Raw genomic sequence first — 24,692 nt, 5'->3', positions numbered from 1 at the left:
GACAATTCAGCCTTTCTTCGGGAGATTTGTGGGGGGTTGAAGAAGGCCGAAACATTCAGTGGAAGTACGAGCGTAACATATGACTTTACAGGCAATAAAAATGCCAGTGAGTAGCAGTTCCGGCCTGAGTCAAAGTGGGCAAAAGCAGTCGGAGGTTCCCCCGCAGGGTATGGCTGCCAGCCTGGATAAAGGCCAACTAACGCAGTCGGCAAAGAAACCCATCTCTNCAGCCTTGCCACAGGAGATTCATAAGGGGTCGAATCAGTTTAAAAATTCCAATGGAAGTACGAGCAGAATATATAACTTTTTAAACCAAAAAATGCCAGTGAGTAGCAGTTCCGGCCTGAGTCAAAGTGGTCTAAATCAGTCGGAGGCTCCCCCGCATGGTATGGCTGCCAGCCTGGGTAAAGGCCAATCAACTGAGTCGGCACAGGACAATTCAGCCTTTCTTCGGGAGATTTGTGGGGGGTTGAAGAAGGCCGAAACATTCAGTGGAAGTACGAGCGTAACATATGACTTTACAGGCAATAAAAATGCCAGTGAGTAGCAGTTCCGGCCTGAGTCAAAGTGGGCAAAAGCAGTCGGAGGCTCCCCCGCATGGTATGGCTGCCAGCCTGGNTAAAGGCCAACTAACGCAGTCGGCAAAGAAACCCATCTCTCCAGNCTTGCCACAGGAGATTCATAAGGGGTCGAATCAGTTTAAAAATTCCAATGGAAGTACGAGCAGAATATATAACTTTTTAAACCAAAAAATGCCAGTGAGTAGCAGTTCCGGCCNGAGTCAAAGTGGACTAAAGCGGCCGGAGGTTCTCCCGCAGGGTATGGCTGCCAGCCTGGATAAAGGCCAACTAACGCAGTCGGCAAAGAAACCCATCTCTCCAGCCTTGCCACAGGAGATTCATAAGGGGTCGAATCAGTTTAAAAATTCCAATGGAAGTACGAGCAGAATATATAACTTTTTAAACCAAAAAATGCCAGTGAGTAGCAGTTCCGGCCTGAGTCAAAGTGGACTAAAGCAGTCGGAGGTTCTCCCGCAGGGTATGGCTGCCAGCCTGGGTAAAGGCCAGCCAACGCAGTCGGCAAAGAAACCCATCTCTCCAGCCTTGCCACAGGAGATTCATAAGGGGTCGAATCAGTTTAAAAATTCCAATGGAAGTACGAGCAGAATATATAACTTTTTAAACCAAAAAATGCCAGTGAGTAGCAGTTCCGGCCTGAGTCAAAGTGGACTAAAGCGGCCGGAGGTGTCCCCGGCCTTGCCACGGCAGGCTACCGTGGGAGTTAACCTGGGAAATGTGAAAGTGACCGATGGCGAACAGCACCCTGCAAGGGGTCAGCAGCAAGTCAGTACGTCGGTTTCCCAGCAGGGTATGGCTACCAGCCTGGGTAAAGGCCAATCAACTGGGTTGGCACAGGTACGCATTAATTCAGCCTTTCTTCGGGAGATGCGTGAGGGGGTGAAGGGGGCCGAAAAATCCAGTGGAACTACGAGCGTGATAAGTGACCTTACAGACACAAAAAATCCAGAGAGTCGCCGTTCCCGCCTGAGTCGAAGTTTTGCAATCTGGCTACAGAAGGTTCGTAGCGGGTCGAAGGAGTTCGAAACGCTTAAATCCCCCTCATTGATAATGGCAGCTATGAATTCGAAAAATGCACGATAATGCAAGCAGTATGACCCGATGCGTCCAACCGCCTGTTACTGAAGGCAAAAGTTGTCATTGACCGGCATCGTCAATGTAAGGCTGCAACAGCGATATTTGGGGCAGCCTTCAGGCTGCCCCAGCTCCCGGTTATTCTTTCACTTTGACGTTAACCGTTATCCACTTAATGCCATGAAATGAACCCTGTAAGCAATCACTTTGCCAGCGGTTGTGGGGCAGGCATGTCGCTTTTGGTCGGCACAGGCGTTTCCCTCATCAACGGGCGATCAGCCCGGCCGCTGTAGCACCGGATAGGTGAAGAACAGCAGATGCAGCATATTAAAAGCAAAATGCAACAGGGTGGCGACCCATAGTCGTCCGCTCCACATCCATGCCAGGCCATAGACAAGCCCGGCGAGCGTGGCAAACATGACCAGCAACAGCCCGCCAGAGAAATGCGCGCAGCCGAATAACAGCGCAGCAATCAGCAGGGCTGGCCTGTCGCCGAGCAGGTTGCTCAGCCGCTGTTGAAGGTAGCCACGGAACAGCGCTTCTTCCGCCATCGAGACAAAAAACAGGTTGGCCAGCATAAATGCGCCCAGCCACTCGGGCAGATGCGGCTCTACTTTCAGTCCCCCGGCGAGGGTGGCGGCCAGCAGCAGCAGCGGTATCGACATCACCAGCACCAGCCACCACACGCGGTTAGCCGGGGGCTTTGCCGGGTGCTGTAACAGGCTGGGCAGGCAGGCCAACAGCAAGAACGGGATCAGGGCTTTATCAAGATTGTAGTAAAAAGTGAACGGCGCACTCTGCGGCCCGGCCTGCACGCCGGAAACGATCGCCAGGTTATGAAAGCCGGGGATCAGATGCAGCATCAGAGCGACAGCGCTGGCGACCAGAATCATTTCACCGGCCAAAGGCAATGGCCCGGGCTTTTTTTGCCGGCTGCGATAAATAGCAACGATGCCGATTAACGCCAGCGCGGCGATAGCGGGCATGGACAATGTCTGGTGACTGATAGCCAGCCCCAGCGCAACCAGCATTAGCACCAGTGCACCGCGCAGATACAGCGGCAGCAGCAGCAGTGAGGCTGCCAAAACATACCACATAGTTACACTCCCTGTTTATTATGAGGTTATGAGGATTTAAGAACGTGGCAGTATGCAATGCCTCCTGATGAGTGGCAAATCGTAAAGTGCGACAGACAATTGATTAAGGGCGCTTGCGCGATGGAGCATTGATTTTCACCGTATTTGCCCCCATCTTAGTCAAATTGCCCATACAACGAATACAGGACTGCGCTATGACCAACCCGTTACTCTCCTCTTTTACGCTTCCCCCTTTCTCCGCGATTAAACCTGAACATGTGGTGCCTGCCGTGACAGAGGCGCTGGATAAAAGCCGGTCAGTGGTGGAGGAGGTTGTGGCTCAGGGCGCTCCTTACCGCTGGGATAATCTGGTGCAGCCGTTGGCGGAAGTGGATGACCATCTTAGCCGTCTGTTTTCACCGGTTAGCCATCTTAACTCGGTGAAAAACAGCCCGGAACTGCGCCAGGCCTACGAACAAACGCTGCCGCTGCTATCGGAGTACAGCACCTGGGTTGGGCAGCATGAAGGGTTGTATCAGGCTTATCGCGATCTGAAAGAGGGCGGCAACTATGCGGCTCTGGATATTGCGCAGAAAAAAGCGGTGGATAACGCTCTGCGAGATTTTGAGCTTTCCGGCATCGGGCTGACTAAAGAGAAGCAGCAGCGCTATGGCGAGATCGCCGCACGTTTGTCCGAACTCGGCTCCACCTACAGCAACAATGTGCTTGATGCCACTATGGGCTGGAGCAAACTGATTGCTGATGAAAGTGAGCTTTCCGGTCTGCCGGAAAGCGCGCTGGCGGCGGCGAAAGCCCAGGCGGAAGCCAAAGAGCAGGAAGGTTGGCTGCTGACGCTGGATATCCCAAGCTACCTGCCGGTGATGACCTACTGCGACAATCAGGCGCTGCGCGAAGAGCTGTACCGCGCCTATTCCACCCGTGCTTCCGATCAAGGGCCTAACGCCGGCAAGTGGGACAACAGCGCGGTGATGGCAGAGGAACTGGCGCTGCGCCATGAACTGGCTCTACTGCTCGGTTTTGCCTCTTACGCCGACAAGTCGCTGGCGACCAAAATGGCAGAAAACCCGGCGCAGGTGACCGATTTCCTGAGCGATCTGGCGAAGCGCGCCCGTCCACAGGCGGAGCAAGAGCTGGCCCAGCTGCGCGCCTTTGCGAAAAAAGAGTACGGCATTGAGGAACTTCAGCCCTGGGATTTGACCTACTTTGGTGAAAAACAGAAGCAGCACCTGTACGCCATCAGCGATGAGCAGCTGCGCCCGTACTTCCCGGAACAGCGTGCGCTTGGCGGCCTGTTTGAAGTGGTGAAACGCATCTATGGTGTTACCGCCAAAGAGCGTCACGATGTTGACATTTACCATGTGGACGTGCGTTTCTTCGACCTGTTCGACGAAAGCGGCGAGCTGCGCGGCAGCTTCTACCTTGACCTGTATGCGCGCGAGAACAAGCGCGGCGGGGCGTGGATGGATGACTGCGTTGGCCAAATGCGCAAAGCCGATGGCAGCCTGCAGAAACCGGTAGCTTACCTGACCTGCAACTTTAACCGCCCGGTCAGCGGCAAACCTGCACTGTTCACTCATAATGAAGTGACCACCCTGTTCCATGAGTTTGGCCACGGCCTGCACCATATGCTGACGCGCATTGAAACCCCCGGCGTCTCCGGCATTAACGGCGTCCCCTGGGACGCCGTCGAGCTGCCAAGCCAGTTTATGGAAAACTGGTGCTGGCAGCCGGAAGCGCTGGCGTTTATCTCCGGTCATTATGAGACGGGCGAACCGCTGCCGCAGGAGCTGCTGGATAAAATGCTGGCGGCGAAGAACTATCAGGCGGCGCTGTTTATCCTCCGTCAGCTGGAATTCGGCCTGTTCGACTTCCGCCTGCACGCCGAGTTTGACCCGGCTAAAGGTGCGCAGATCCTGGATATGCTGAAAGAGATTAAAAAACAGGTTGCCGTGATGCCTGGACCAGAATGGGGCCGTTTCCCACATGCCTTTAGCCATATCTTCGCCGGAGGCTACGCGGCAGGTTACTACAGCTATCTGTGGGCCGACGTACTGGCGGCCGATGCCTGGTCGCGCTTCGAAGAGGAGGGCATCTTTAACCGTGAAACCGGGCAGTCCTTCCTGGACAATATTCTGACGCGCGGCGGTTCCGAAGAGCCAATGGCGCTGTTCCGCCGTTTCCGTGGTCGTGAACCAAAGCTGGATGCGATGCTGGAACACTACGGAATTAAAGAACAGGGCAGCAAAGGATAAGCCATCAGTGAACATCTGTTTGTTAGATGAATCAGGCGCCGGAGACGGCGCCTTATCTGTTTTAGCCGCCCGCTGGCAGCTGCAACACGATAACAGCGCGCCGATGGCGCTGGTTCTGACGCCACGGCATCTCGAACTGCGCAAGCGTGATGAGCCTAAACTCGGCGGCATATTTGTTGATTTTGTCAGCGGAGCGATGGCGCATCGACGTCAATTTGGCGGTGGCCGGGGCGAAGCGGTGGCAAAAGCCGTTGGCATGAAAAGCGGCTATCTGCCGGATGTGGTTGATGCCACGGCGGGGCTGGGGCGAGATGCCTTTGTGCTGGCGGCGCTCGGCTGCCGGGTACGTATGCTGGAACGCAACCCGGTGGTGGCGGCGCTGCTCGATGATGGTTTACGCCGTGGCTATGCCGATATTGAGATCGGCCCCTGGCTGCGCGAAAGGCTGACGCTGCTGCACGCTTCCAGCCTGTTGGCGCTCAGCGATATCACCCCGCCGCCGGACGTGGTGTATCTTGACCCGATGTACCCGCATAAGCAGAAAAGTGCGCTGGTGAAAAAAGAGATGCGCGTGTTTCAGTCGCTGGTGGGAGCCGATGACGATGCGGACGGGCTGTTGCAGCCAGCGCGAACGTTGGCGAAGAAGCGCGTAGTGGTGAAACGCCCGGGCTACGCGCCGCCGTTAGCGGGTCTTAATACGCCAAACGCGGTAAACACCAAAAGCCACCGCTTTGATATTTATGCCCCGCTAGCCCGGTGAGGCCGACGACCCCGCCATGCCTGGGCTAGTCGTCGTCATCGTCGTCATTCAATGGAACGATCAACATATCAACATGGATGGTGTTAATCAGCTGGCGCGCCGAGGACATCAGTTTGCTCCAGAAATCCTGGTGATGGCCGCAAACCACTAAATCCACCTGATACTGCTTGATGGCGTCGACCAGCACCTGGCCAAGGTCGCCGCTGCCGCTTAAGGTTTCCGCAATCGGATAACCAGCGCTGGCCGAAAGCTCTGTCAGGGCGCTGTGCGTCTCTTGCGAAAGCCGCTTCTGCATATCGCCGAGGTTAACGTCAATCAGCCCGGTATACAGATCTGAATAGTTCACATCAACGTGGATCAGTGAGACTTTGGCGTTGTAGGGGCGCGCCATTGATACGGCTCTGCCGACCAGCAGCTTGCTTTCAGGTGAAAGGTCGACGGCAATCAGAATGTGTTTGTAGGACATATAAATACTCCTTTGCGCGTAAGTGCTGACAGGCAGTATAGCGAAAAATGTTGCCAATTGTTGTGGCTTACGGCCGCCTTTACGCAGACGAAAGCAATATTACCCTTCAACTATTTCATTGCGAATAGGGACATCACGCTGGAAAAAAATTAAGCAGATCTCCTACACTGAATAGTGAGGGTAGCAGGCACTGTTTTATACCGCCGAGCGCTTTGCAACAAGAATCTCAATAATGAGGGTAGGCGGAGTCATCGGCAGGTGTTCCACGCATTTGCGCGATGAATGGCCGGGAGGGAGATGATGATCAGCACCGTTGCGCTATTCTGGGCTATTTGTGTCGTCTGTGTGATAAATATGGCACGCTATTACTCTTCTCTGCGTGCTCTGCTGGTGGTGCTTCGCGGCTGCGATCCGCTGCTTTATCAGTATGTGGATGGGGCCGGTTTCTTTACTTCTCACGGCCAGCCGGGCAAGCAGGTGCGGCTGATAGGCTATATCTGGGCGCAGCGCTATCTTGACCACCACGATGACGAGTTTATCCGCCGCTGCCAGCGGCTACGTGGGCAATTTATGTTAACCAGCGCGCTTTGTGGGCTGGTGGCGATCGCCCTGATTGGGCTGGTCATCTGGCACTAACCCCCGTGAATAAAAATGCCAGTCACTGCAGCGACTGGCATCCTGGTGCGGTGAGTTTCCGGGTTAAATCAGCTTTAACGCCAGCCAGTAAAGCACACCTGAAAGCAAAATCGAGATTGGTAGGGTAAAGATCCACGCCAGCAGGATGTTCTTAATGGTGCGCCCCTGAACGCCACCGCCATCAACCAGCATGGTGCCGGCTACGGAGGAGGAGAGAACATGGGTAGTCGATACCGGCATTCCGGTATAGCTGGCCACGCCAATAGATACCGCCGCCGTCATCTGCGCCGACATCCCCTGAGCATACGTCATGCCTTTCTTGCCGATTTTCTCACCGATGGTGGTAGCAACACGACGCCAGCCAACCATGGTTCCCAGCGACAGCGCTAACGCCACGGCAACAATAATCCATACCGGGGCATACTCCACGGTATTCAGCAGATCGCCCTTCAGCTTGGTCAAGAAACGTTTGTCGTCAGACGGGGTTCCCGGCAGCCTGGCCGCTTTTTCTGCGGTGTCTGAAATGCACATCAGCAGGCGGCGTAGCTGGCTGCGCTGCTCCACGTTCAGAGCATCGTAGCTGGAGAGATTGTTCAACAGCCCCTGTGCCAGATGAATAGCAGGTAAAGCGCGTGCCGCATCACAGTGGAAGTCATGCGGCCCGGATTTCTGTTCTTCTGGCGTTGGCAGCGTAGGGGGTGACATCTGGATAACCTGCTTCAGGGAAGAGGCATGCTGCTGGTAATACTGCTCCAGGTGGTTGACCGCATCGCGAGTGCGGGTGATGTCATAACCGCTGGAATTCATATTGACCACGAAACCTGCTGGCGCAACGCCGATCAGCACCAGCATAATCAGGCCGATCCCTTTTTGACCATCGTTAGCGCCGTGCGAATAGCTCACGCCAATCGCCGAGACAATCAGTGCGATCCGGGTCCAGAACGGCGGCTTTTTCTTGCCGTCGAGCTTTTCGCGTTCTGCCGGCGTCATATGAATACGCCGCCGTTTTTTATTGCCACTCCAGCATCGACGCAGAATAAACACCAGCCCGCCCGCAATCACTAAGCCGACAATCGGTGAAATAACCAGCGACATAAAGATACCGATCATTTTAGGGATATTCAGCGCATCCACCACCGAGGTACCCGTCAGCAGCGCGTTGGTGAGGCCAATACCAATGATGGCACCAATCAGAGTATGGGAACTGGAAGCCGGTAAGCCGAAATACCAGGTGGCGAGGTTCCAGATGATAGCGGCAAGCAGCATGGAGAAGACCATAGCCAGACCGTGCGCAGACCCTACGTTAAGCAGGAGATCGGTGGGTAACAGATGGACAATAGCGTAAGCCACGCTTAAGCCGCCCAGCAGCACGCCAAAGAAATTGAATACTCCCGCCATAACGACCGCTAACTGCGATCGCATTGCACGAGTATAGATGACGGTTGCCACCGCGTTGGCCGTGTCATGGAAACCATTGATGGCTTCGTAGAACAAGACAAACAGCAGAGCAAGTATCAATAACAGGCCGGTATTGAGATCGAGACCAGCAAACAGATGTAGCATAAGCGTTACGCCATTTTTGAGGACATGAACGCGGCGCATTATCAGCGACAAACCGCACCCGGGGAAAGTGAAATATAGACTTTTTTTGACATTAATGCGTCAGTAAAGTGACATTATCCATTGGAATTATTTCTAAATCAAAAAGTTAAAAAAATGTTTTGTCGCTGTTTTGGCGTGAAGCTGGTAACCACGCCTTCAACTCACTACAATCAGCGTTTTGACGGCCTGGACGGAGTGTGTGGTGGAGAAGTTTGACGTTATCGTAATTGGCGCCGGTGCGGCTGGCCTGTTCTGCGCGGCTCAGGCCGGGCAAAAGGGGCGGCGCGTGCTGCTGATCGATAATGGCAAAAAGGCCGGACGTAAGATTTTGATGTCAGGCGGCGGGCGCTGCAACTTTACCAACCTCTACACCGAACCGGCGGCCTATTTGTCGCAAAACCCGCATTTTTGCAAATCTGCGCTGGCGCGTTATACCCAGTGGGACTTCATCGACCTGATGAATCGCCATGGTATTAGCTGGCATGAGAAAACCCTCGGCCAGCTATTTTGTGATGACTCGGCGCAGCAGGTGGTCGATCTGCTGCTGAAAGAGTGTGCGGACGGGCAGGTGACGTTGCGTCTGCGTAGTGAGGTCGTTGAACTCACACGCGATGATGGCGGCTACAGGCTACAGCTGAACGGCGCAGAGGTTCGGGCCGGGAAACTGGTGATCGCCAGCGGCGGCTTGTCGATGCCGGGCCTGGGCGCATCACCGTTCGGCTATAAAGTAGCAGAACAGTTTGGCCTGAAGGTATTCCCCACCCGCGCCGGACTGGTGCCGTTTACCCTGCATAAACCCTTGCTGGAACAGTTGCAGGCCTTATCCGGCGTGTCGGTGCCATCGACCATCGCCGCTGAAGACGGCACGGTTTTTAAAGAGGCGCTGCTGTTTACCCATCGCGGCCTGTCAGGACCGGCGGTATTACAGCTGTCCAGCTACTGGCAGCCGGGCGAATTGATTACGGTAAACCTGTCTCCCGCGCAGGATATTGATGCGTTTCTGCATGACGAGCGTCACGCTCATCCTAATCAAAGCCTGAAAAATACCCTTGCTAAGCGGCTGCCGAAGCGCCTGGTTGAGTGCCTGCAGCTGCTGGGCATCATACCGGAATGTACCCTTAAACAGCTCAACAGCCGCCAGCAGGGCGAATTGGCCAGCGCTCTGCACCAGTGGCGCGTGCAGCCAAACGGCACCGAAGGCTACCGTACAGCCGAAGTCACACTTGGCGGCGTGGACACCAGCCAGCTGTCGTCTAAAACCATGGAAGCACGCGATGTGCCCGGGCTGTACTTTATTGGCGAAGTGGTCGATGTCACCGGCTGGCTGGGCGGGTATAACTTCCAGTGGGCGTGGAGTTCGGCCTGGGCGTGCGCACAGGCGCTGTAGCCCTCACGCCGCGCTATGCACCCGGCGCTTTATCGACATCATATAGCCTTCTGCGCAGCTGATGGCGATAAACCACGGGATCGTTCTTACCCGTTTTGAATCACTACCGCTAAGCCGCTGCAGATTATTAACCACCAGAATAAAGGTGACAGACATCGCGGATAGTGCAATCAGCACGCCCGGCAGTTTGCCGCCAACCTCCACCCGCTTAATGCCCGGCACCCAGGCAATGACCACAAACAGCATACTGAGCATCCACCACGGAACATGCGTACCGGGATGCTGCTGCAAAAAGAGCTGGGTGAAGAAGCCAGGCATCGACACCACGGCGGTCTTTACCGAAAAACAGGCAATCAGCGCCACGATGGATGCCGAAGCCCCGCAGTTTTCGCCCAGCCCCTTTGAAATATAGGTATTGAAAGCGCCCGCGTCGCTGACGTGGCGGCTCATCGCAATATCGCCCACCGAGAAAATCATCAGAATGGCACAGGCCATGATACAGATAACGGGAATGCCGCCGCCGTTACCGGTGAAAATGACCGCCGGCAACCTGCCGACCACGCCGGTCAGCGGCAACCACAACAAAGAACACCAGAAAAAATAAGCCAAGAGTATTTTTTCTTAAACCGGACGCGTTGCTCATGACCAGCACCTTAGTGGTCAGTGAAAGAGACCCGGAAGAGGTGTTCTGAGCCACGAGACAGACCGGCATCATTTATCAGCAGCGACAGGCGCGGATAGAAAAAATCGGACAGGGCAGGGGGGCAACAGGTGCACTTTTTTAGTGCCGATACGCGCTAAATTTTCGCGTTCAGTGGCAGCGAATACGGTCATTCCAGGCTGCCAGCAGCGTGCGACGCTGATAGTCCAGCGGGGTGGTGCTGACCAGTTTCTTGAACTCGCGCAGGAAATGAGACTGGTCGCTGAATCCCAGATCCAGCGCGAGGGCGGAGCAGGACAGATTGCCGGGCAGGTGAAGGTTATTCAGCGCCGCCTGGCAGCGCATCATGCGGCCAAATGCCTTGGGCGACATGCCGGTGTCCTGGCGAAACTGGCGCTGGATGGTGCGACAGGTATAGCCACTTAATGCCGCCAGCTGTTCAACCCGGATATTCCCCTTATGCTGCATGATGGTTCGCACGACTGAATGAGTGACCGCCGAAGATTTACGCGCCAGTCGAGGGGTAAACCAGGTGTTAAACAACGCGATCTGCTGCGAAAATAGCGGAGTATTAAGGATTTGTTCACAGGCGTGACGCGCGTCCGGCACCACATCAAAAAAATCAAATTCGTCATCGGTCAGTTCGCATGCGGTGATATCAAGAAAATCCGGCATCACGCCGGGTGCAAAGCGTACGCCGAAATAACGGTGGTTGCAGAACAGCTCGGCGCTACGCGCTTCCAGCGTAGTGCCGCAGACTCTTGCCACGGGCCGCTCCGCATCACAATCAAAAATGATATCCACACAGCCGTCCGGCACCGCCAGCGTCAGGCTGGCTGACGGGGCCACTTCAAAACTGTAGAAGTGGGAAATGGCCGGATGGCTACCGGGTATCAACGAATAATGCTGCGCCGCGCTGAGGACAAACCAGGGCTGCTCGGGATGAATATCTGCACGATAAAGTGGGAGCATGGCGTGTGACATAGGCAAGTCCTGCAAGTGGGATGACTCACTGGTGATGCAATCCGGGTGCCATTTTTAGCGCGCTGATATCGCCGCATGTCGCAAATCTTCAATACAGCCTGCCTTCCCGGCCGTTATTTTCAATCCGTACCGCAGCGTTTAATAAGAGTAACTCACTCACTTAACGGGGTAATCGGCATGTCTGACTCAACTAAAATTGATTTTATCTATCTTTCAGAACAGGACATGATCCGCGCCGGGGTAACGGATATGCCAGCCTGTGTGGATACCATGGAAGAGATGTTTGGCCTGCTCTGGCAGGGGGACTACCGGATGGCTGGCTCAAATAATGACTCGCACGGCGCGATGGTGACATTCCCGGAAAACTCCCCGTTCCCGACCATGCCAAAACCCACCGCCGACCGCCGCTTAATGGCGATGCCGGCCTATCTCGGCGGCAGCTTCTGCACCGCCGGGGTGAAGTGGTACGGCTCTAATATTGCTAACCGCGAAAAGGGGCTACCGCGCTCGATCCTGATGTTCACCCTGAATGATGTGGAAACCGGCGCACCGCTGGCGCATATGTCGGCCAACCTGCTGTCGGCGTACCGTACCGGCGCGATACCCGGCGTGGGCGCGCGTCATCTGGCCCGTAAAAACTCGAAGGTGGTTGGTCTGCTGGGGCCGGGCGTTATGGGTAAAACCGTGATTGCCGCTTTTATCGCCGTTTGTCCTGAGATCGACACGATTAAAGTCAAAGGGCGCGGCAAACAGAGTCTGGATTCCTTTATCTCCTGGGTAACGGTCACTTATCCACAGATCGCCTCCATCGAGATTGTCGACAGTATCGAAGAGGTAGTGCGCGGCGCCGATATCGTTACCTACTGCAATTCGGGTGAAATAGGCGATCCGGCAACTTATCCGCTGGTGAAACGTGAATGGGTGAAACCCGGCGCGTTCCTCGCCATGCCGGCGTCGTGCAACATTGATGAGGGGATGGAACAGGCTGATGTGCGCAAGGTGCTGGACAATACGGGGCTTTATCATGCCTGGTTCGAAGAAGTGCCAAAGCCTGCTCACCACACTATCCCGGTGATCGGCGTGCGCTTTATGGACATGGTGGCGGAAGGGAAAATGACCCATGAGCAGCTGGAAGACATCGGCAAGATTATCGCCGGTGATGCGCCCGGTCGTCTGAATGACGAAGAGATTATCATCATGTCGGTCGGCGGTATGCCGGTTGAGGACGTCGCCTGGGGCACCGTGGTGTATCGCAACGCGCTGGAAAAAGGCATCGGCGTGAAGCTGAACCTCTGGGAATCCCCGGTATTAAGTTAACCCATCAGGAAAACATGATGACCCGCATAACTAAAGTAAAAACAGGATCGGTTCTGGAAGAGCAGGCGAGCTATTCGCGTCTTGTCGCAGTGGATAACTGGATTTTTGTCTCCAATACTGCCGGACGCCATCCCCAGACCAAAATCATTCCGGAGGAGGTCAGCGAGCAGACCCATCAGGTGTTTGCCAATATCGGGCAGGCGCTGGCTGCCGTTGATGCTTCGCTTGCTGATGTGGTGATGTCACGGGTGTTTATTCAGGACCCGCGCGACGTACCCACGGTGATGGCGATTATTGGCGAGAAGTTTCGCGGCGTCGACCCGGCAACCACTGTTACCTGCCCGCCGCTCGGCTCTACCGTCTATAAGGTCGAGCTGGAGGTGACGGCCTGGCGCGGGGCGGCAACGGCGGACGTGCAAACAATCGCGCTCGCTCTTTAACACGGATTAAGAAGGTCACTATGGCTCCTGCAATCACTCCGGTTCAGACGGCATCAACCTTTTCCTCTGCCACCACGGTTGTGGTGATTGGCGGCGGGATCGTCGGGCTTACGGCCGCATTGACGCTGGCTGAACGTCATATCCCCGTAGTGCTGTTGGAGAAAGGGCAGCTGGCGGGGGAGCAGTCTTCGCGCAATCTCGGATGGGTGCGCAAAACCAGTCGTGTAGCCGAAGATATTCCACTGGCGCAGGCATCCGATCGCCTGTGGGCAGCTATGCGGCAGCGCACCGGTTACGATGTCGGTTATCGTCAGGCGGGCATCATGTTTATTGCCCGCACCCAGGCGCAGATGGCGATGCATGAAGGCTGGCTGCAATCTGTGGCACATCTTAATCTGGATTCGCACCTGCTGAGCGCAAGACAAATTGCGCAACGGGTGCCCGGAGGGCGCGGCGCCTGGGCTGGCGGCATCTTTACGCCCTCGGATGGTCGTGCGGAGCCAACGCTGGCCTCCAGCGCGATTGCCAAAGCGGCAATCGCCAAGGGCGTGACGATAGTAGAAAATTGCGCGGTGCGTTCGCTGGTGACCTCCGGCGGCAAGGTGAGTGGCGTAGTGACGGAGAAAGGTGAAATCCGCTGCGAGCAGGTGCTGCTGGCCGGGGGGCTGTGGTCACGACGTTTCCTCGGCAATCTCGGCATTTCACTGCCCACGCTGCCGCTGATCTGTTCCGTGCTGCGTACCACGCCGATGGAGGGGCCGACGGAGATAGCGGTAGGCGCCCCGGACTTCTCATTCCGCAAGCATTGTGACGGCGGTTTTATTATTACCCAGCGCGGCGCGTTGGACGCTTCTTTGACATTGGACCATCTGCTGATAGGGATGCGTTATCTGGCGCAGCTGCGCGCCCAGCGTAGTTTTTTACGCATTTCGCTTGGCAGAAATTTCCTTCGCGATTTGGCGATGCCGCGCCGCTGGCACGCCAATCAACGCTCACCGTTTGAACGCTTACGCATGATGAACCCGCCAGCGAATTTAGCCTTGAACGCCGAGGCGATGGCGAATCTGATCAGCGCCTGGCCGGCGTTTGAGAAAGCCGAAATTGCCGATGCCTGGGCCGGAGTGATTGACGTGACCCCAGACTCCAACCCGGTGATCGGTCCGGTAGCGCGTATACCGGGACTGACGTTGGCGACCGGTTTTTCAGGACATGGTTTCGGTACTTCCCCGGCTGCCGGACAGCTGGCGGCAGATATCGTTTCCGCGTACACGCCGATAATCGATCCAAAACCCTATTGTTTTACGCGGTTTTAATCGCAGCCTGGACCAGTCGCGCAGGCTGCTTCCACGCTGGTCACTATTTTATCTGCCGTCGCTGCATTCTGCGTCCAGATACCGGTTGAAAGTCCAAAAGGCGCATCGTTAGCCATGGCCGCCACCGCGCTGCGGCTGGATAACGCCAGCCCAGCGGGCAGCAAATCCACGCCGCGCTAAGGGGCAACCTTGGCCGATGACGGAGCGAAAGCGATACTCAAACGTTATCCTCATTAACTGATTGAAACGGCTGCCCCGATAGCGATAGCTGATATTGACATGCCCAATGAACAGGCTGATATCATATAGCCCATTAGCAGAACAGCACGTTAATTTAAAATGGATCGGGTGACGTGACCTGTATGGATAATCCGACACGGACGCAAATGATGGCATTATTTCTGCGGGATGCCGCGATATCCTAATCCTTTCATCCATAACGATGATGACGTTTGTACCATTCTGCGGCAGCCTTTTAGCGGATAATGTGTTTTATACAGCAGGGGAGCCAGCACGGGAAAAGACCAAAATTACGCTAATTAACATTCTAATTCCATTAAATGCCTTAAGCTTATTTTTTAATAATTTTAAGATTTTAACTTTATTAAAGGTTCACTTATAAAACAGGCGTTTAATTCTTTCTTATTATTTTTTTATTAAAATTTATTATCTTTTTCCCAAGTGGTTGTTTGCTTTTTTACCGCAATTTAGAATGCTCTGAATTATTCCATTTCATAATGAAATCGCCGATTAATTGACGTTTTAAAAAATGGCAAAAGGGCTTTTTGATGCACGTTATTAGCGACTGTGTTTATTTTGAACTTGCAGTGAAAAAAACTATTTTAAACGAAAGTAAGATGAAGGAATGGTGCGAAAAACTGGTCGTTATCGACATGCGCTATCTGTCATCTCCCGAAGATGCCCTGAAGCGAGTCATGACTTTCTCAGACTTATTTGGCGGCCACTATTTTGTCCTGATTGGAGATTTATCAAATGTCTCATCCGAATCGTATGAAAATAATTTTTTAATCGATGCCAGGCTGGGCATGGCTGATTTTGTGCATCAGTTACGGACGTTAACCCTAAGAAAAATCACCTTAGGTCAATGTACTACCTGGCTAACAGGGCTGATCCACCATAAGGATAAGTCACAGGGTATTTCATTGACGAATATGGAAAAGAAAATCAGGGCGTTGGTGTTTAAGAATTTATCCGTTGCGAATATGGCTTCACGGCTCATGCTCAGTAATAAAACGATTTATTCCCATCTCAACAATATGAAAAATAAGTACAAGGCTCATTCTTTGAATTTTCTTTATCTCAAAATTCAAAATGGCGAGTCGCCACAATGCAGCAGAGAACAGCATGAGTTAAATCACGCCGGATAAAGCCACTTTGTCCTTCTCAAACGGCGCGGCAGGAGGATCGCGGTGGCAGCGCCGGGCGGGCGAAATATGCCAGGACGACCTGGGCTTGGCAGGTCGCCCGGCATCGGGCGTTAATTCAGCTTCACAGGTAGCCTGAGTTAACTGTTTGCCCTGTGCCATCCAGGCAAGGTCAGAAATCCGCTTTCAGCACGACGCGAAAGTTGGCTTTACCCGCGCGCACATGGTCCAGCGCCTCGTTAATTTTCGACATCGGGAAGAATTCAACCTGCGGCGCGATATCACGGCGCGATGCCAGCTTCAGCAGGGATCGCAGTTGGCCAGGGGAACCTGTTGAGGAACCCGTCACCGCTTTATCACCCGCTATCAAATCAAACGCGCCGACCTGGAATGGCTTCATCACCGCACCCACCGTGTGGAATTTGCCCTTTGGTGCCAGCGCGTCGAAATACGGCTTCCAGTTGAGATCGACCGATACGGTGCTAAGGATCAGATCGAAGCGGCCGGCCAGCGCCTTAAGGGCTTCCGGGTCGCGGCTGTTGACCACCTCGTCGGCACCCATATTGAGGATTGACTGTTTTTTATCCGGGTTGGAACTGAACGCGACCACTTCAGCACCCATTGCACGCAGGATCTTGATGGCAATATGGCCAAGGCCGCCAATGCCAATCACGCCAACGCGGCTGGTGGCGGTGATATTGCTCATCAGCAACGGTTTAAATACCGTAATGCCGCCGCACAGCAGCGGGCCGGCAGTGGCGGCGTCAAGGCTTTCCGGCAGGGGAATGACCCATTGCCAGTCGGCACGCGTTTTGTTGGCAAAGCCGCCGTTGTTCAGTACGGTCGGCGTACTGCCCTGTTCGCAGTTAACCTGCTCACCGTTAATACAGGCATCACAGTGCTGGCAGCTTTTGGCCGTCCAGCCAATACCCACGCGCTGGCCCAGCGACAGACCCTTATCTTTAGCCGCAGCACCGAGAGCGGAAACGCGCCCAATCACTTCATGGCCGGCAATGGTTGGATACTGAGAAATACCCCATGAATTATCGATCATCGACAGATCGGAGTAACAGACGCCGCAGTATTCCACTTCGACTTCCACTTCTTCTGCGGCCAGCGGCGCTGCTTCGAATTCGTACCATTCCAGCGCCTGTCCGGCTTTCATTGCCGCATAGCTTTTGATTTTCATTTGATACCTCATGTCTGGTTTGATTTCAGCGGAGATTGTAGTCGCTCAGGCAAATAAAAAGGTTTTTTCGCGAAGGCAGAGCCATAACTGCTCAATTAACCGTGGAAAAAGTGAGCCAATCAATCCGGTTAGACTGAATTGCTATCACTCGTCGTCGTTTCCGGCGGACAGGCAGCAAGGGTCATGTTCACGAAATAGCCTGCTGCATGAACCAGTACCCATTGTGAACGGGGGCACAGCGCGCCGTACCCCTCGGTGAAATGTTACTCGTTGATACGCGGATGTTGATAAATAAGATGCGAGCGTTTTGCTTCAAGCTCAGCGATCTGCTCGTTAATATCTGCGATCTTATGTTCGATATTATCGTGATGTTCCTGCAGGATCTCTTTCGCTTCAGCCATATCCGAAGCCGCAGGCGCAGCGCCACGCAGCGGCAGATTGGCCGTTTCCTTCATCATAATCCCGGTTACCAGACCAATCACCGCGACGACCATCAGATAATAAGCTGGCATATACAAATTGCTGGTCGTTTCTACCAGCCAGGCGGCAGCGGTCGGCGTCAGGCCGGCAACCAGCACCGAGATGTTAAAGGCACTGGCCAGCGCACTGTAGCGGATATGAGTGGGGAACATCGCCGGCAGGCTTGATGCCATGACCCCGGTGAAGCTGTTAAGGATCACCGCCAGCGTCAGCAGCCCGGCAAAAATCAGACCCATCACGCCGCTGTTGATCAGCATAAAGCACGGTACTGACAGCGTCAGCAGCGCGATACTGCCGATAATAACAAACGGGCGACGACCGAATTTGTCGCTCATCAGGCCCATCACCGGCTGCACAAACAGCATCCCCAACATAATGGCGATAATGATCATCACGCCATGATCTTCCGAATAATGGAGGTTATGCGACAGGTAGCTCGGCATGTAGGTCAGCAGCATGTAATAGGTCACGTTGGTGGCAATCACCAGACCGATGCAGGCCAGCAGGCTTTTCCAGTGCTTAGTGGCAATCTCTTTAAATGAGACTTGCGGCCCATCGGCCAATCCTTCCCGATCGCCCTTTTCCAGCTTGTCGACATGCTGCTGGAACGCCGGAGTCTCTTCAAGCGCGTGGCGCAGATAAAGCCCGATGATACCCAGCGGTAGCGCCACGAAGAACGGAATACGCCAGCCCCATTCAAGGAAACTCGCTTCACCGATAACCGCTGAAATCAGCACCACCAGTCCGGCACCCAGCACAAATCCGGCGATGGAACCGAAGTCCAGCCAGCTGCCCATAAAGCCACGTTTGCGATCCGGTGAGTATTCAGCAACGAAGATGGAAGCCCCGGTATATTCACCACCCACCGAGAAGCCCTGCGCCATTTTACACAGCAATAGCAGGATCGGTGCCCAGATACCAATCGAGGCATAAGACGGGATTAAACCAATACAGAACGTACTGACCGACATGATAATAATGGTTATCGACAGTATTTTCTGGCGGCCGTATTTATCCCCCAGCGACCCAAAGAACAGGCCGCCTAACGGGCGGATCAGGAAGGGCACGGAGAAGGTTGCCAGGGCGGCAATCATCTGCGTCCCTGGATCGGCGCCGGGGAAGAAAACTTGCCCCAGTGCGTAGGCAACAAAACCATAAACGCCAAAGTCGAACCACTCCATGGCATTGCCCAATGAGGCAGCTGTAATCGCCTTACGTAATCTGGCATCGTCAATAATGGTGACGTCCTTTAATCCGATAGGCTTAACACGCTTCCTACGTAATTTCATATAGAATACCCTGTCATTATCTGTGTTACCGTTTAAAAACCCGTCGTATCGGTCAGGCACCGTGTTTTAACCTGACTGTGCACGCGAGTAAAACCAACGGCAAAATGCGCCATCGTCAGGCATTGGCCGCGCGCCAATACAGCACGGCAGCACACTCTGCCAGGTATCAGTATATCGTTTCTTTGTGCACTGACATAATTTCACTAAGAAACATCCCATTACGGCTTCAATAAGCCGGGCTGGTGGCTAAGCATTCTGCTGTTCTATCCACTGCATCAGTGCAGCGCTCGACATGGGGCGCGCATAGTAATAACCCTGCATAAACACCACGCCGTGATTTCTCAAATACTCCAGCTGCAGCGGGGTTTCCACACCTTCTGCCACCACCTGCAGCGCCAGCTTGTGCGCTAACTGAATAATGATATCCAGCACCGGTGTTTCACCGTCCGCTGACTCAATGGCTTTGACAAAACCTTTATCAATCTTCAGATAGTCCAACGGGAAGGTTTGCAGATAGCTCAGGGAACAGTGACCGGTACCGAAATCATCAATTGCCACGCGGATGCCCTCACTGCGCAGCTCAGCCAGCTTATGCGCTACCTGCTCACCTTCGCTAATCAGACTGCGTTCCGTCAATTCAAGGGTAAATGTGGGCTGCAGATGGGCAATGCCCTGTGAGAACTTGCGGATATCGTTAACAAAATCATCGTGCTGGAGATGGTCCGCCGCCACGTTAACGCCAATATGGAAGCCGACAGGAACCTGCCAGCTGGCGCAATCCTTCTCGATCAGTTGCAGTAGGTGCCGGGTCAGTGAAACGATCATCCCTTCGTTTTCGGCAGCGCTAACAAAGATATCCGGGCGCACCCAGCTGCCGTCGGAGCGCTGCCAGCGCATCAGACATTCGACCCCGGCTAACTGCCCGCTCTCCAGGTTACAGACTGGCTGATAATGAACCGAGAATTCTCCAAGCGCCATCCCCCGGCGGATCTCATCCCGGTACGAGCTTCTGCGCCGCAGCCAGCTATTGGTAAGTGCGACAAACAGCACCGAGAGGATCACCGCCATTGGCATAAAGGTGAGCAGTATCTGGCACCCGTTTTGCAGTGTTTCAGTACACGGTGCGGAAATGCGGATAGAAACCGGATAATTGCTGGAACTACTATTAAAAGTGCGGGTTTTCCAGCTTTCTTGCTGATGGCTTGATGGCTCAGCGCTGGCAATTTGGTAGCCACCGCCAAACTGCATAGTGATGTGATAGCCAAGTTTCAGCCCCGTCGCCCGCATAAGATCAATCAGATACTGGCCGTCAACCACCGCGTAGCTTCCTGCTTTGCTGGATGTCTGGCGCATAAATATCACCGCAGGGCGATCCTGAACACCATAGGTGCCGGCAAGGGAGAGCGTCCACCACGATAGACTGGACGGGGGGAGGGGATGGCGAATCATACCGGCCACCGTCCCTTGGGCAGAACCAAAGGCCGATGAACAATAGACCGTGTTATACCGGGTTAAACCCACCGAGCGAAAATAGGGATTGAGCGTTCCCAGTTTCTGTAGTTGAGAGCTGATATCCGCGCAAGGCTGGTTGCTGAATGCGCGCAGATGCCCGGTCATATCCCAGGCGAGATCGCTGATGTGTTCGGCCTGGCTTAACAGCGTGGCGGCGGTGATTTCCTGCTGCCGCTCCACCGCCTGACGGGCAGCAATAAAGGAAAAAAACAGGCAAAGTAACAGCGGCAGCAGGCCGGATGCCACCAGCCAGATACGTTCATGCTTAGGCTTTACAAATGGTTGCAAGCAGATCCCCTGTGGGTGCTTAAGTGCGCACGAATAGACCGCCGCAGCGGCAAACGTTCATTGTACCAGCGCTTATTATCCAATAATTATCGTCACGCCGCAGCGCAGCTAAGAAAAACGCCCTGTTCAGGCCATTGCAGAGAAGATCTTCGCGACACAATAGTATAGTTACCGCCTGCTGCGGCCTCAGTATATAGCAGGTAACGGCCATTTTGGCGCTGAAGTCGACGAGCGGTTGCTGGTATCACCATGAGACTCAGATGGCATTCTTAACAACTAATGAAAAGCCGACGATGAGATCGAGCGATATCCCCTTTGCTACCACGGGCTGGCCTGAAATGGCGGTGGCAGAACATCCGGGCGAAACCGGCATGGCTTTTTGGCGCACCCTGCAGTGGGGTGATGCGCGGACGAGAAGAGTGGATGACAGCAGCGGTTATCTTGCCGACCCATGATGCCATAAAGGGCATATTCTGCTGTGCCTTTCCGCCCGGCTGCATATGGAACTTGATGATCGGCGGCTCTTATTGTGATGCACAACAGCCCGCATTGAGCTTTCCCGTGGAGAGCCACATTATTTCTTATCGACCGGTTCCGGTTGATATAACCGAGCTGCATCAGGCCCGGGAACCCTGTAAGCATGGTCCTTTTTAGCAGGGCGCTGCCGCGCTGTGTGTGAAGGTCAACAACATGGCTCCCACAACTTCTGGCACCTTGTGCCGCATAATGCCCGCCCTTAAGCCCGCTTGCGCCCGTTGCCTAATAAAATGGCCAGCTTGCCACCGCCCGGTGTCGATTCCATCAGGATTTTGCACACGCTGGTCAATGGCACCGACAGCAGCATGCCGACCGGGCCAAGCAGCCAACCCCAGAAGATGAGTGACAAAAACACCACGAGGCTCGACAGCCCCAGCCCGCGCCCCAATAACCGTGGCTCCAGAAGATTACCCAGCAGCATATGGATGCTGACAAACAGCGCTGCCACCAATCCTGCCTCCAGCGGAGTGTTCAGCAGTAACGCCTGTAATACCGGGGGAATACCGGCGATCACCGGGCCGATATTAGGAATAAAGTTGAGTACAAAAGCCACGATGCCCCACAGCAGGGCAAACTTGATGCCCAGCGCCAGCAGAGCCAGCCATACCAGTACCCCGGTGACCAGACTGATTAATGCTTTCAGCGCCAGGTAGTGCGTTACGCCTTTCAGCGCTTTATGCAGTCCGGCGATATGAATTTGCGGGTTGACCAGCGCGTACCGCAGTTTATAAGGCAGATGGTGGACTTCAAACAGCATAAAAATCACCGTCATGATCACCAGTACCAGCTGCGTCATGGCCCCGGAAAACTGGCGCAGCATGGTGGTGGCAACATCCATTATCGCGCCGGGATCCAGCCGCTGTGCCAGGGATGAGCTGGAGATGTTCAGGTGAAAACGGGCGGCGAGATGCTGCAACATGCTGAGCTTCTGTGCTGATTGTGCCTGCAGCTGTGGGTAGACTTCGCTGAACGCCTGCAGCGAACCGGCCACCATGATGACCAACAGTGTCAGTACCAGCAGCATCACCACCATGACCAGGGTAATGGCCATTCCGCGCCGTACTCCACGGCGGATCAGCACGCTGACCAGTGGATTGATGACGATGGCAAAAAACAGCGCCAGTAAAAAAGGCACCACAATTTCTGCTGACAGCTTGATGCCGGCAAGGATCACCACCAGGGTGGCCAGCTTCAGCAAAATATTCTGCCCAACCTTCTCCTGTAGTAATGGATTCATTGCTCCTCCGTTTTCAACGCATGCGCAGCAAGTGTAGCGGCTGTGAAAACAGGCTCCGTGACTTTAGGAATCGTCGCGATAAGGCAGGGCTGATTTGTCAGGGGAGAGGGGCGCAGCTGCCCCGGCGGCGTCGCCGCAGGATCATCCAGAACCGACGGGAAGCGCAGCCGTCAGGGCTACCGCACCGCAACGTGCCAGCCATCATGCGGACCGGGCAACCACCCTGATTGATGCCCGGACGAGTTGGCTGTTATCCACAACACAAATAAGAACATTCATTTCATTAAAAGTGAATATGGATATTTAAATTTTCAGAGGCGTCACGCAAATTTTACTATACCCACCCTCAATCCAGGGCAAAATAGCGCCTGATGCCGGTATTTTACAGCGTAAAAATCCACTTGACCAAGGCGTACCGTCACGATAAATAAACGTTATTACGGCAGCTGTCATTTTTTCTGATGCGCAGAGGGCAGCGCCATCCGCTGAGACAAATGCGATAAAAATGCGAGCCGTCACGCTAAAAAATAACTTTCCAATACGCAGTGTTTGAAAATTTTATTTCAGTGTAATACTGTTTTAGTACGCATCAGGGGTTGCCAGGTAAAGGTAGCGTACTGACGTAACACTTCCTGACCGGCAACGCATAGCCGACATCACATCCAAGAGGCCAGAACATGACTATCACAGGAAATTTTATTGGCGGTAAAACGTCTCTGAGCGCCAGCAACGAAACCATCCCGATTTACGATCCGGCAAGCGGCAAGCAGGTGCGTGAACTGACGCAAAGCACCATTGACGAAGTGGCGCATGCTGTTACGGTGGCTCATGATGCCTTTGATAGCTGGTCGCGCACCTCTCCGCTGCGCCGTGCGCGCATTCTGTTTAACTTTAAAACGCTGATGGAACAGCATCGTGATGAGCTGGCTGAACTGATTGTCAGTGAACACGGTAAAGTCTGGTCAGATGCGCAGGGTGAACTGACCCGTGGTCTGGAAGTGGTGGAGTTTGCCTGTGGTATTCCGCACCTGATTAAAGGGGAAAATTCGGCTGACGTGGGGACGGGCGTTGACAGCTATTCGCTGATGCAGCCGCTGGGCGTAGTGGTTGGCATCACACCGTTTAACTTCCCGGCGATGGTGCCATTGTGGATGTTCCCCATCGCGCTGGCCTGTGGGAACACCTTTGTGTTGAAACCGCCGGCGCTCGCCCCCTCTGCCTCGGTGCGTATGGCGGAGCTATTGAGCGAAGCGGGTCTGCCGGATGGCGTTTTCAACGTTATTCACAGCTCAAATGAAAACGCGGAACGGCTGTATAAAGATGCGCGCGTTCAGGCGGTCAGTTTTGTTGGTTCATCCACCGTGGCTGAGCATATCTACACCACTGCCAGTGCACACGGCAAACGCGTGCAGGCATTCGGCGCAGCAAAAAATCATGCCATCGTCATGCCGGATGCCGATCTGGATGCCACCGTCAACGCCATTATGGGCGGTGCGTTTGGTTCGGCCGGTGAGCGATGCATGGCGTTGCCGGTGGTGGTCGCGGTGGGCGATGATACCGCGAACAATCTGATTGCTGCACTGACACCGCTGGTGCAAGCGCTGCGCGTGGGGCCGGGTATGCACAAGGGAAGTGACGAGAATGAAATGGGGCCGGTGATTTCCGCCGCACACCAGAAGAAAGTCTTGGGTTACATCGACAAAGGGGTAAGCGAGGGGGCGAAACTGGTGGTCGACGGGCGAGAGATCCGCGTGGCAGGCCATCCTGATGGTTACTACGTTGGCGGCACGCTGTTCGACAACGTGACCACTGATATGACTATCTGGCGTGAGGAGATCTTCGGGCCGGTACTGAGTATCGTGCGTGCGCCCGACTATCAAAGCGCGCTGGCACGGGTAAACAGCCACGAGTTCGGTAACGGCAGCGCCATTTTTACCAGCAATGGCCATACCGGGCGTGATTTTGTGCGTGAGGTGCAGGCGGGAATGGTGGGGGTTAACGTTCCGGTTCCGGTGCCGATGGCTTTCCACAGCTTTGGCGGCTGGAAACGCTCGGTCTTTGGTGCGCTCAACGTACATGGCCCGGACGGCGTGCGTTTCTACACCAGGATGAAGACCGCCACGGTGCGCTGGCCGAGCGGTCAGAAAACCGTCTCTGAGTTCAGCATGCCAACGCTGGGCTAATCGCCGCTTTCATGCGGCCGTCTCT

19 protein-coding genes and 1 pseudogene are annotated in these 24,692 nt (G+C 54.5%); 11 read left to right on the top strand and 9 right to left on the bottom strand.

What is annotated here, in order from left to right; translation table 11 throughout:
- Nucleotides 1-821 precede the first annotated feature (821 nt).
- Nucleotides 822-1,661, top strand: a complete 840-nt coding sequence (locus tag EPYR_RS17540; protein WP_231844230.1) for a hypothetical protein — start codon at nucleotides 822-824, stop codon at nucleotides 1,659-1,661.
- Between the two features lie 266 nt (nucleotides 1,662-1,927).
- Here EPYR_RS17540 and EPYR_RS17535 read toward each other — a convergent pair whose 3' ends face one another.
- The gene (locus EPYR_RS17535; RefSeq protein ID WP_014539804.1) at nucleotides 1,928-2,749 is read right to left on the bottom strand and encodes a CPBP family intramembrane glutamic endopeptidase; all 822 of its coding nucleotides are present in this window, start codon (nucleotides 2,747-2,749) and stop codon (nucleotides 1,928-1,930) included.
- Nucleotides 2,750-2,943: 194 nt separating this feature from the next.
- Here EPYR_RS17535 and prlC point away from each other — a divergent pair, with 194 nt between their 5' ends.
- Nucleotides 2,944-5,001: an oligopeptidase A gene (gene prlC / locus EPYR_RS17530; RefSeq protein WP_015899150.1), complete on the top strand. Its 2,058-nt coding sequence runs from the start codon at nucleotides 2,944-2,946 to the stop codon at nucleotides 4,999-5,001.
- Nucleotides 5,002-5,008: 7 nt separating this feature from the next.
- Entirely contained in the window at nucleotides 5,009-5,761 is a 753-nt protein-coding gene (rsmJ, locus tag EPYR_RS17525) for a 16S rRNA (guanine(1516)-N(2))-methyltransferase RsmJ (RefSeq protein WP_015899149.1), read from the top strand.
- Nucleotides 5,762-5,786: 25 nt separating this feature from the next.
- Here the strand turns inward: rsmJ and uspA are convergent, their stop codons facing one another.
- The gene (gene uspA, locus EPYR_RS17520; protein ID WP_014539801.1) at nucleotides 5,787-6,227 is read right to left on the bottom strand and encodes a universal stress protein UspA; all 441 of its coding nucleotides are present in this window, start codon (nucleotides 6,225-6,227) and stop codon (nucleotides 5,787-5,789) included.
- A 300-nt stretch (nucleotides 6,228-6,527) separates the two neighbouring features.
- Between uspA and uspB the strand changes: the two genes are divergently transcribed.
- Entirely contained in the window at nucleotides 6,528-6,863 is a 336-nt protein-coding gene (gene uspB / locus EPYR_RS17515; protein WP_015899148.1) for a universal stress protein UspB, read from the top strand.
- Nucleotides 6,864-6,926: 63 nt separating this feature from the next.
- Here uspB and pitA read toward each other — a convergent pair whose 3' ends face one another.
- Complete coding sequence (gene pitA, locus EPYR_RS17510; RefSeq protein WP_015899147.1) at nucleotides 6,927-8,426, bottom strand: inorganic phosphate transporter PitA; 1,500 nt, start codon at nucleotides 8,424-8,426, stop codon at nucleotides 6,927-6,929.
- Between the two features lie 241 nt (nucleotides 8,427-8,667).
- Here pitA and EPYR_RS17505 point away from each other — a divergent pair, with 241 nt between their 5' ends.
- Nucleotides 8,668-9,852 carry a BaiN/RdsA family NAD(P)/FAD-dependent oxidoreductase gene (locus EPYR_RS17505; protein WP_015899146.1) on the top strand — a complete coding sequence of 395 codons (1,185 nt, stop codon included), beginning with the start codon at nucleotides 8,668-8,670 and terminating at the stop codon, nucleotides 9,850-9,852.
- A 102-nt stretch (nucleotides 9,853-9,954) separates the two neighbouring features.
- Here EPYR_RS17505 and EPYR_RS17500 read toward each other — a convergent pair.
- Nucleotides 9,955-10,495 (bottom strand): annotated as a pseudogene (locus EPYR_RS17500) (APC family permease); the annotation flags it as partial.
- Nucleotides 10,496-10,663: 168 nt separating this feature from the next.
- A complete protein-coding gene (locus tag EPYR_RS17495; protein WP_014539793.1) occupies nucleotides 10,664-11,497 on the bottom strand; it encodes a helix-turn-helix transcriptional regulator in 834 nt (277 codons plus the stop codon).
- 177 nt (nucleotides 11,498-11,674) lie between these two features.
- Between EPYR_RS17495 and EPYR_RS17490 the strand changes: the two genes are divergently transcribed.
- The 4 genes from EPYR_RS17490 to EPYR_RS17475 all read left to right on the top strand — a co-directional run bounded on the left by EPYR_RS17490 (nucleotide 11,675) and on the right by EPYR_RS17475 (nucleotide 15,955).
- Complete coding sequence (locus EPYR_RS17490; protein WP_014542702.1) at nucleotides 11,675-12,814, top strand: tyramine oxidase subunit B; 1,140 nt, start codon at nucleotides 11,675-11,677, stop codon at nucleotides 12,812-12,814.
- A 17-nt stretch (nucleotides 12,815-12,831) separates the two neighbouring features.
- Nucleotides 12,832-13,254 (top strand): RidA family protein, encoded by a 423-nt coding sequence (locus EPYR_RS17485; protein ID WP_015899144.1) that lies wholly within the window; start codon nucleotides 12,832-12,834, stop codon nucleotides 13,252-13,254.
- Nucleotides 13,255-13,274: 20 nt separating this feature from the next.
- Entirely contained in the window at nucleotides 13,275-14,567 is a 1,293-nt protein-coding gene (locus EPYR_RS17480; protein ID WP_014539790.1) for an NAD(P)/FAD-dependent oxidoreductase, read from the top strand.
- Between the two features lie 788 nt (nucleotides 14,568-15,355).
- Nucleotides 15,356-15,955, top strand: coding sequence for a helix-turn-helix transcriptional regulator (locus EPYR_RS17475; protein WP_015899143.1), 600 nt, complete (start codon nucleotides 15,356-15,358; stop codon nucleotides 15,953-15,955).
- Nucleotides 15,956-16,124: 169 nt separating this feature from the next.
- Here the strand turns inward: EPYR_RS17475 and ahr are convergent, their stop codons facing one another.
- The 3 genes from ahr to EPYR_RS17460 all read right to left on the bottom strand — a co-directional run bounded on the left by ahr (nucleotide 16,125) and on the right by EPYR_RS17460 (nucleotide 20,710).
- Nucleotides 16,125-17,141: an NADPH-dependent aldehyde reductase Ahr gene (ahr, locus tag EPYR_RS17470; protein ID WP_014539785.1), complete on the bottom strand. Its 1,017-nt coding sequence runs from the start codon at nucleotides 17,139-17,141 to the stop codon at nucleotides 16,125-16,127.
- Nucleotides 17,142-17,404: 263 nt separating this feature from the next.
- Nucleotides 17,405-18,910, bottom strand: a complete 1,506-nt coding sequence (proP, locus tag EPYR_RS17465) for a glycine betaine/L-proline transporter ProP (protein WP_041474067.1) — start codon at nucleotides 18,908-18,910, stop codon at nucleotides 17,405-17,407.
- A 246-nt stretch (nucleotides 18,911-19,156) separates the two neighbouring features.
- Nucleotides 19,157-20,710, bottom strand: coding sequence for an EAL domain-containing protein (locus EPYR_RS17460; RefSeq protein WP_014539783.1), 1,554 nt, complete (start codon nucleotides 20,708-20,710; stop codon nucleotides 19,157-19,159).
- A 260-nt stretch (nucleotides 20,711-20,970) separates the two neighbouring features.
- Between EPYR_RS17460 and EPYR_RS17455 the strand changes: the two genes are divergently transcribed.
- Complete coding sequence (locus EPYR_RS17455) at nucleotides 20,971-21,165, top strand: hypothetical protein (RefSeq protein WP_015899142.1); 195 nt, start codon at nucleotides 20,971-20,973, stop codon at nucleotides 21,163-21,165.
- 281 nt (nucleotides 21,166-21,446) lie between these two features.
- On the opposite strand, the gene EPYR_RS17450 is transcribed toward EPYR_RS17455, so the two are convergent.
- Nucleotides 21,447-22,484 (bottom strand): AI-2E family transporter, encoded by a 1,038-nt coding sequence (locus EPYR_RS17450; RefSeq protein ID WP_014539780.1) that lies wholly within the window; start codon nucleotides 22,482-22,484, stop codon nucleotides 21,447-21,449.
- A gap of 677 nt (nucleotides 22,485-23,161) precedes the next feature.
- On the opposite strand from EPYR_RS17450, the gene EPYR_RS17445 reads away from it, so the two are divergent.
- Nucleotides 23,162-24,667 (top strand): CoA-acylating methylmalonate-semialdehyde dehydrogenase, encoded by a 1,506-nt coding sequence (locus EPYR_RS17445; protein ID WP_014539779.1) that lies wholly within the window; start codon nucleotides 23,162-23,164, stop codon nucleotides 24,665-24,667.
- Nucleotides 24,668-24,692: the final 25 nt, after the last annotated feature.

It is taken from the genome of Erwinia pyrifoliae DSM 12163 (assembly GCF_000026985.1).
Taxonomy (GTDB): domain Bacteria; phylum Pseudomonadota; class Gammaproteobacteria; order Enterobacterales; family Enterobacteriaceae; genus Erwinia; species Erwinia pyrifoliae.
The sequence above is the reverse complement of the archived record's forward strand: the minus strand, read 5'-3'. Positions and strand labels throughout refer to the sequence as shown.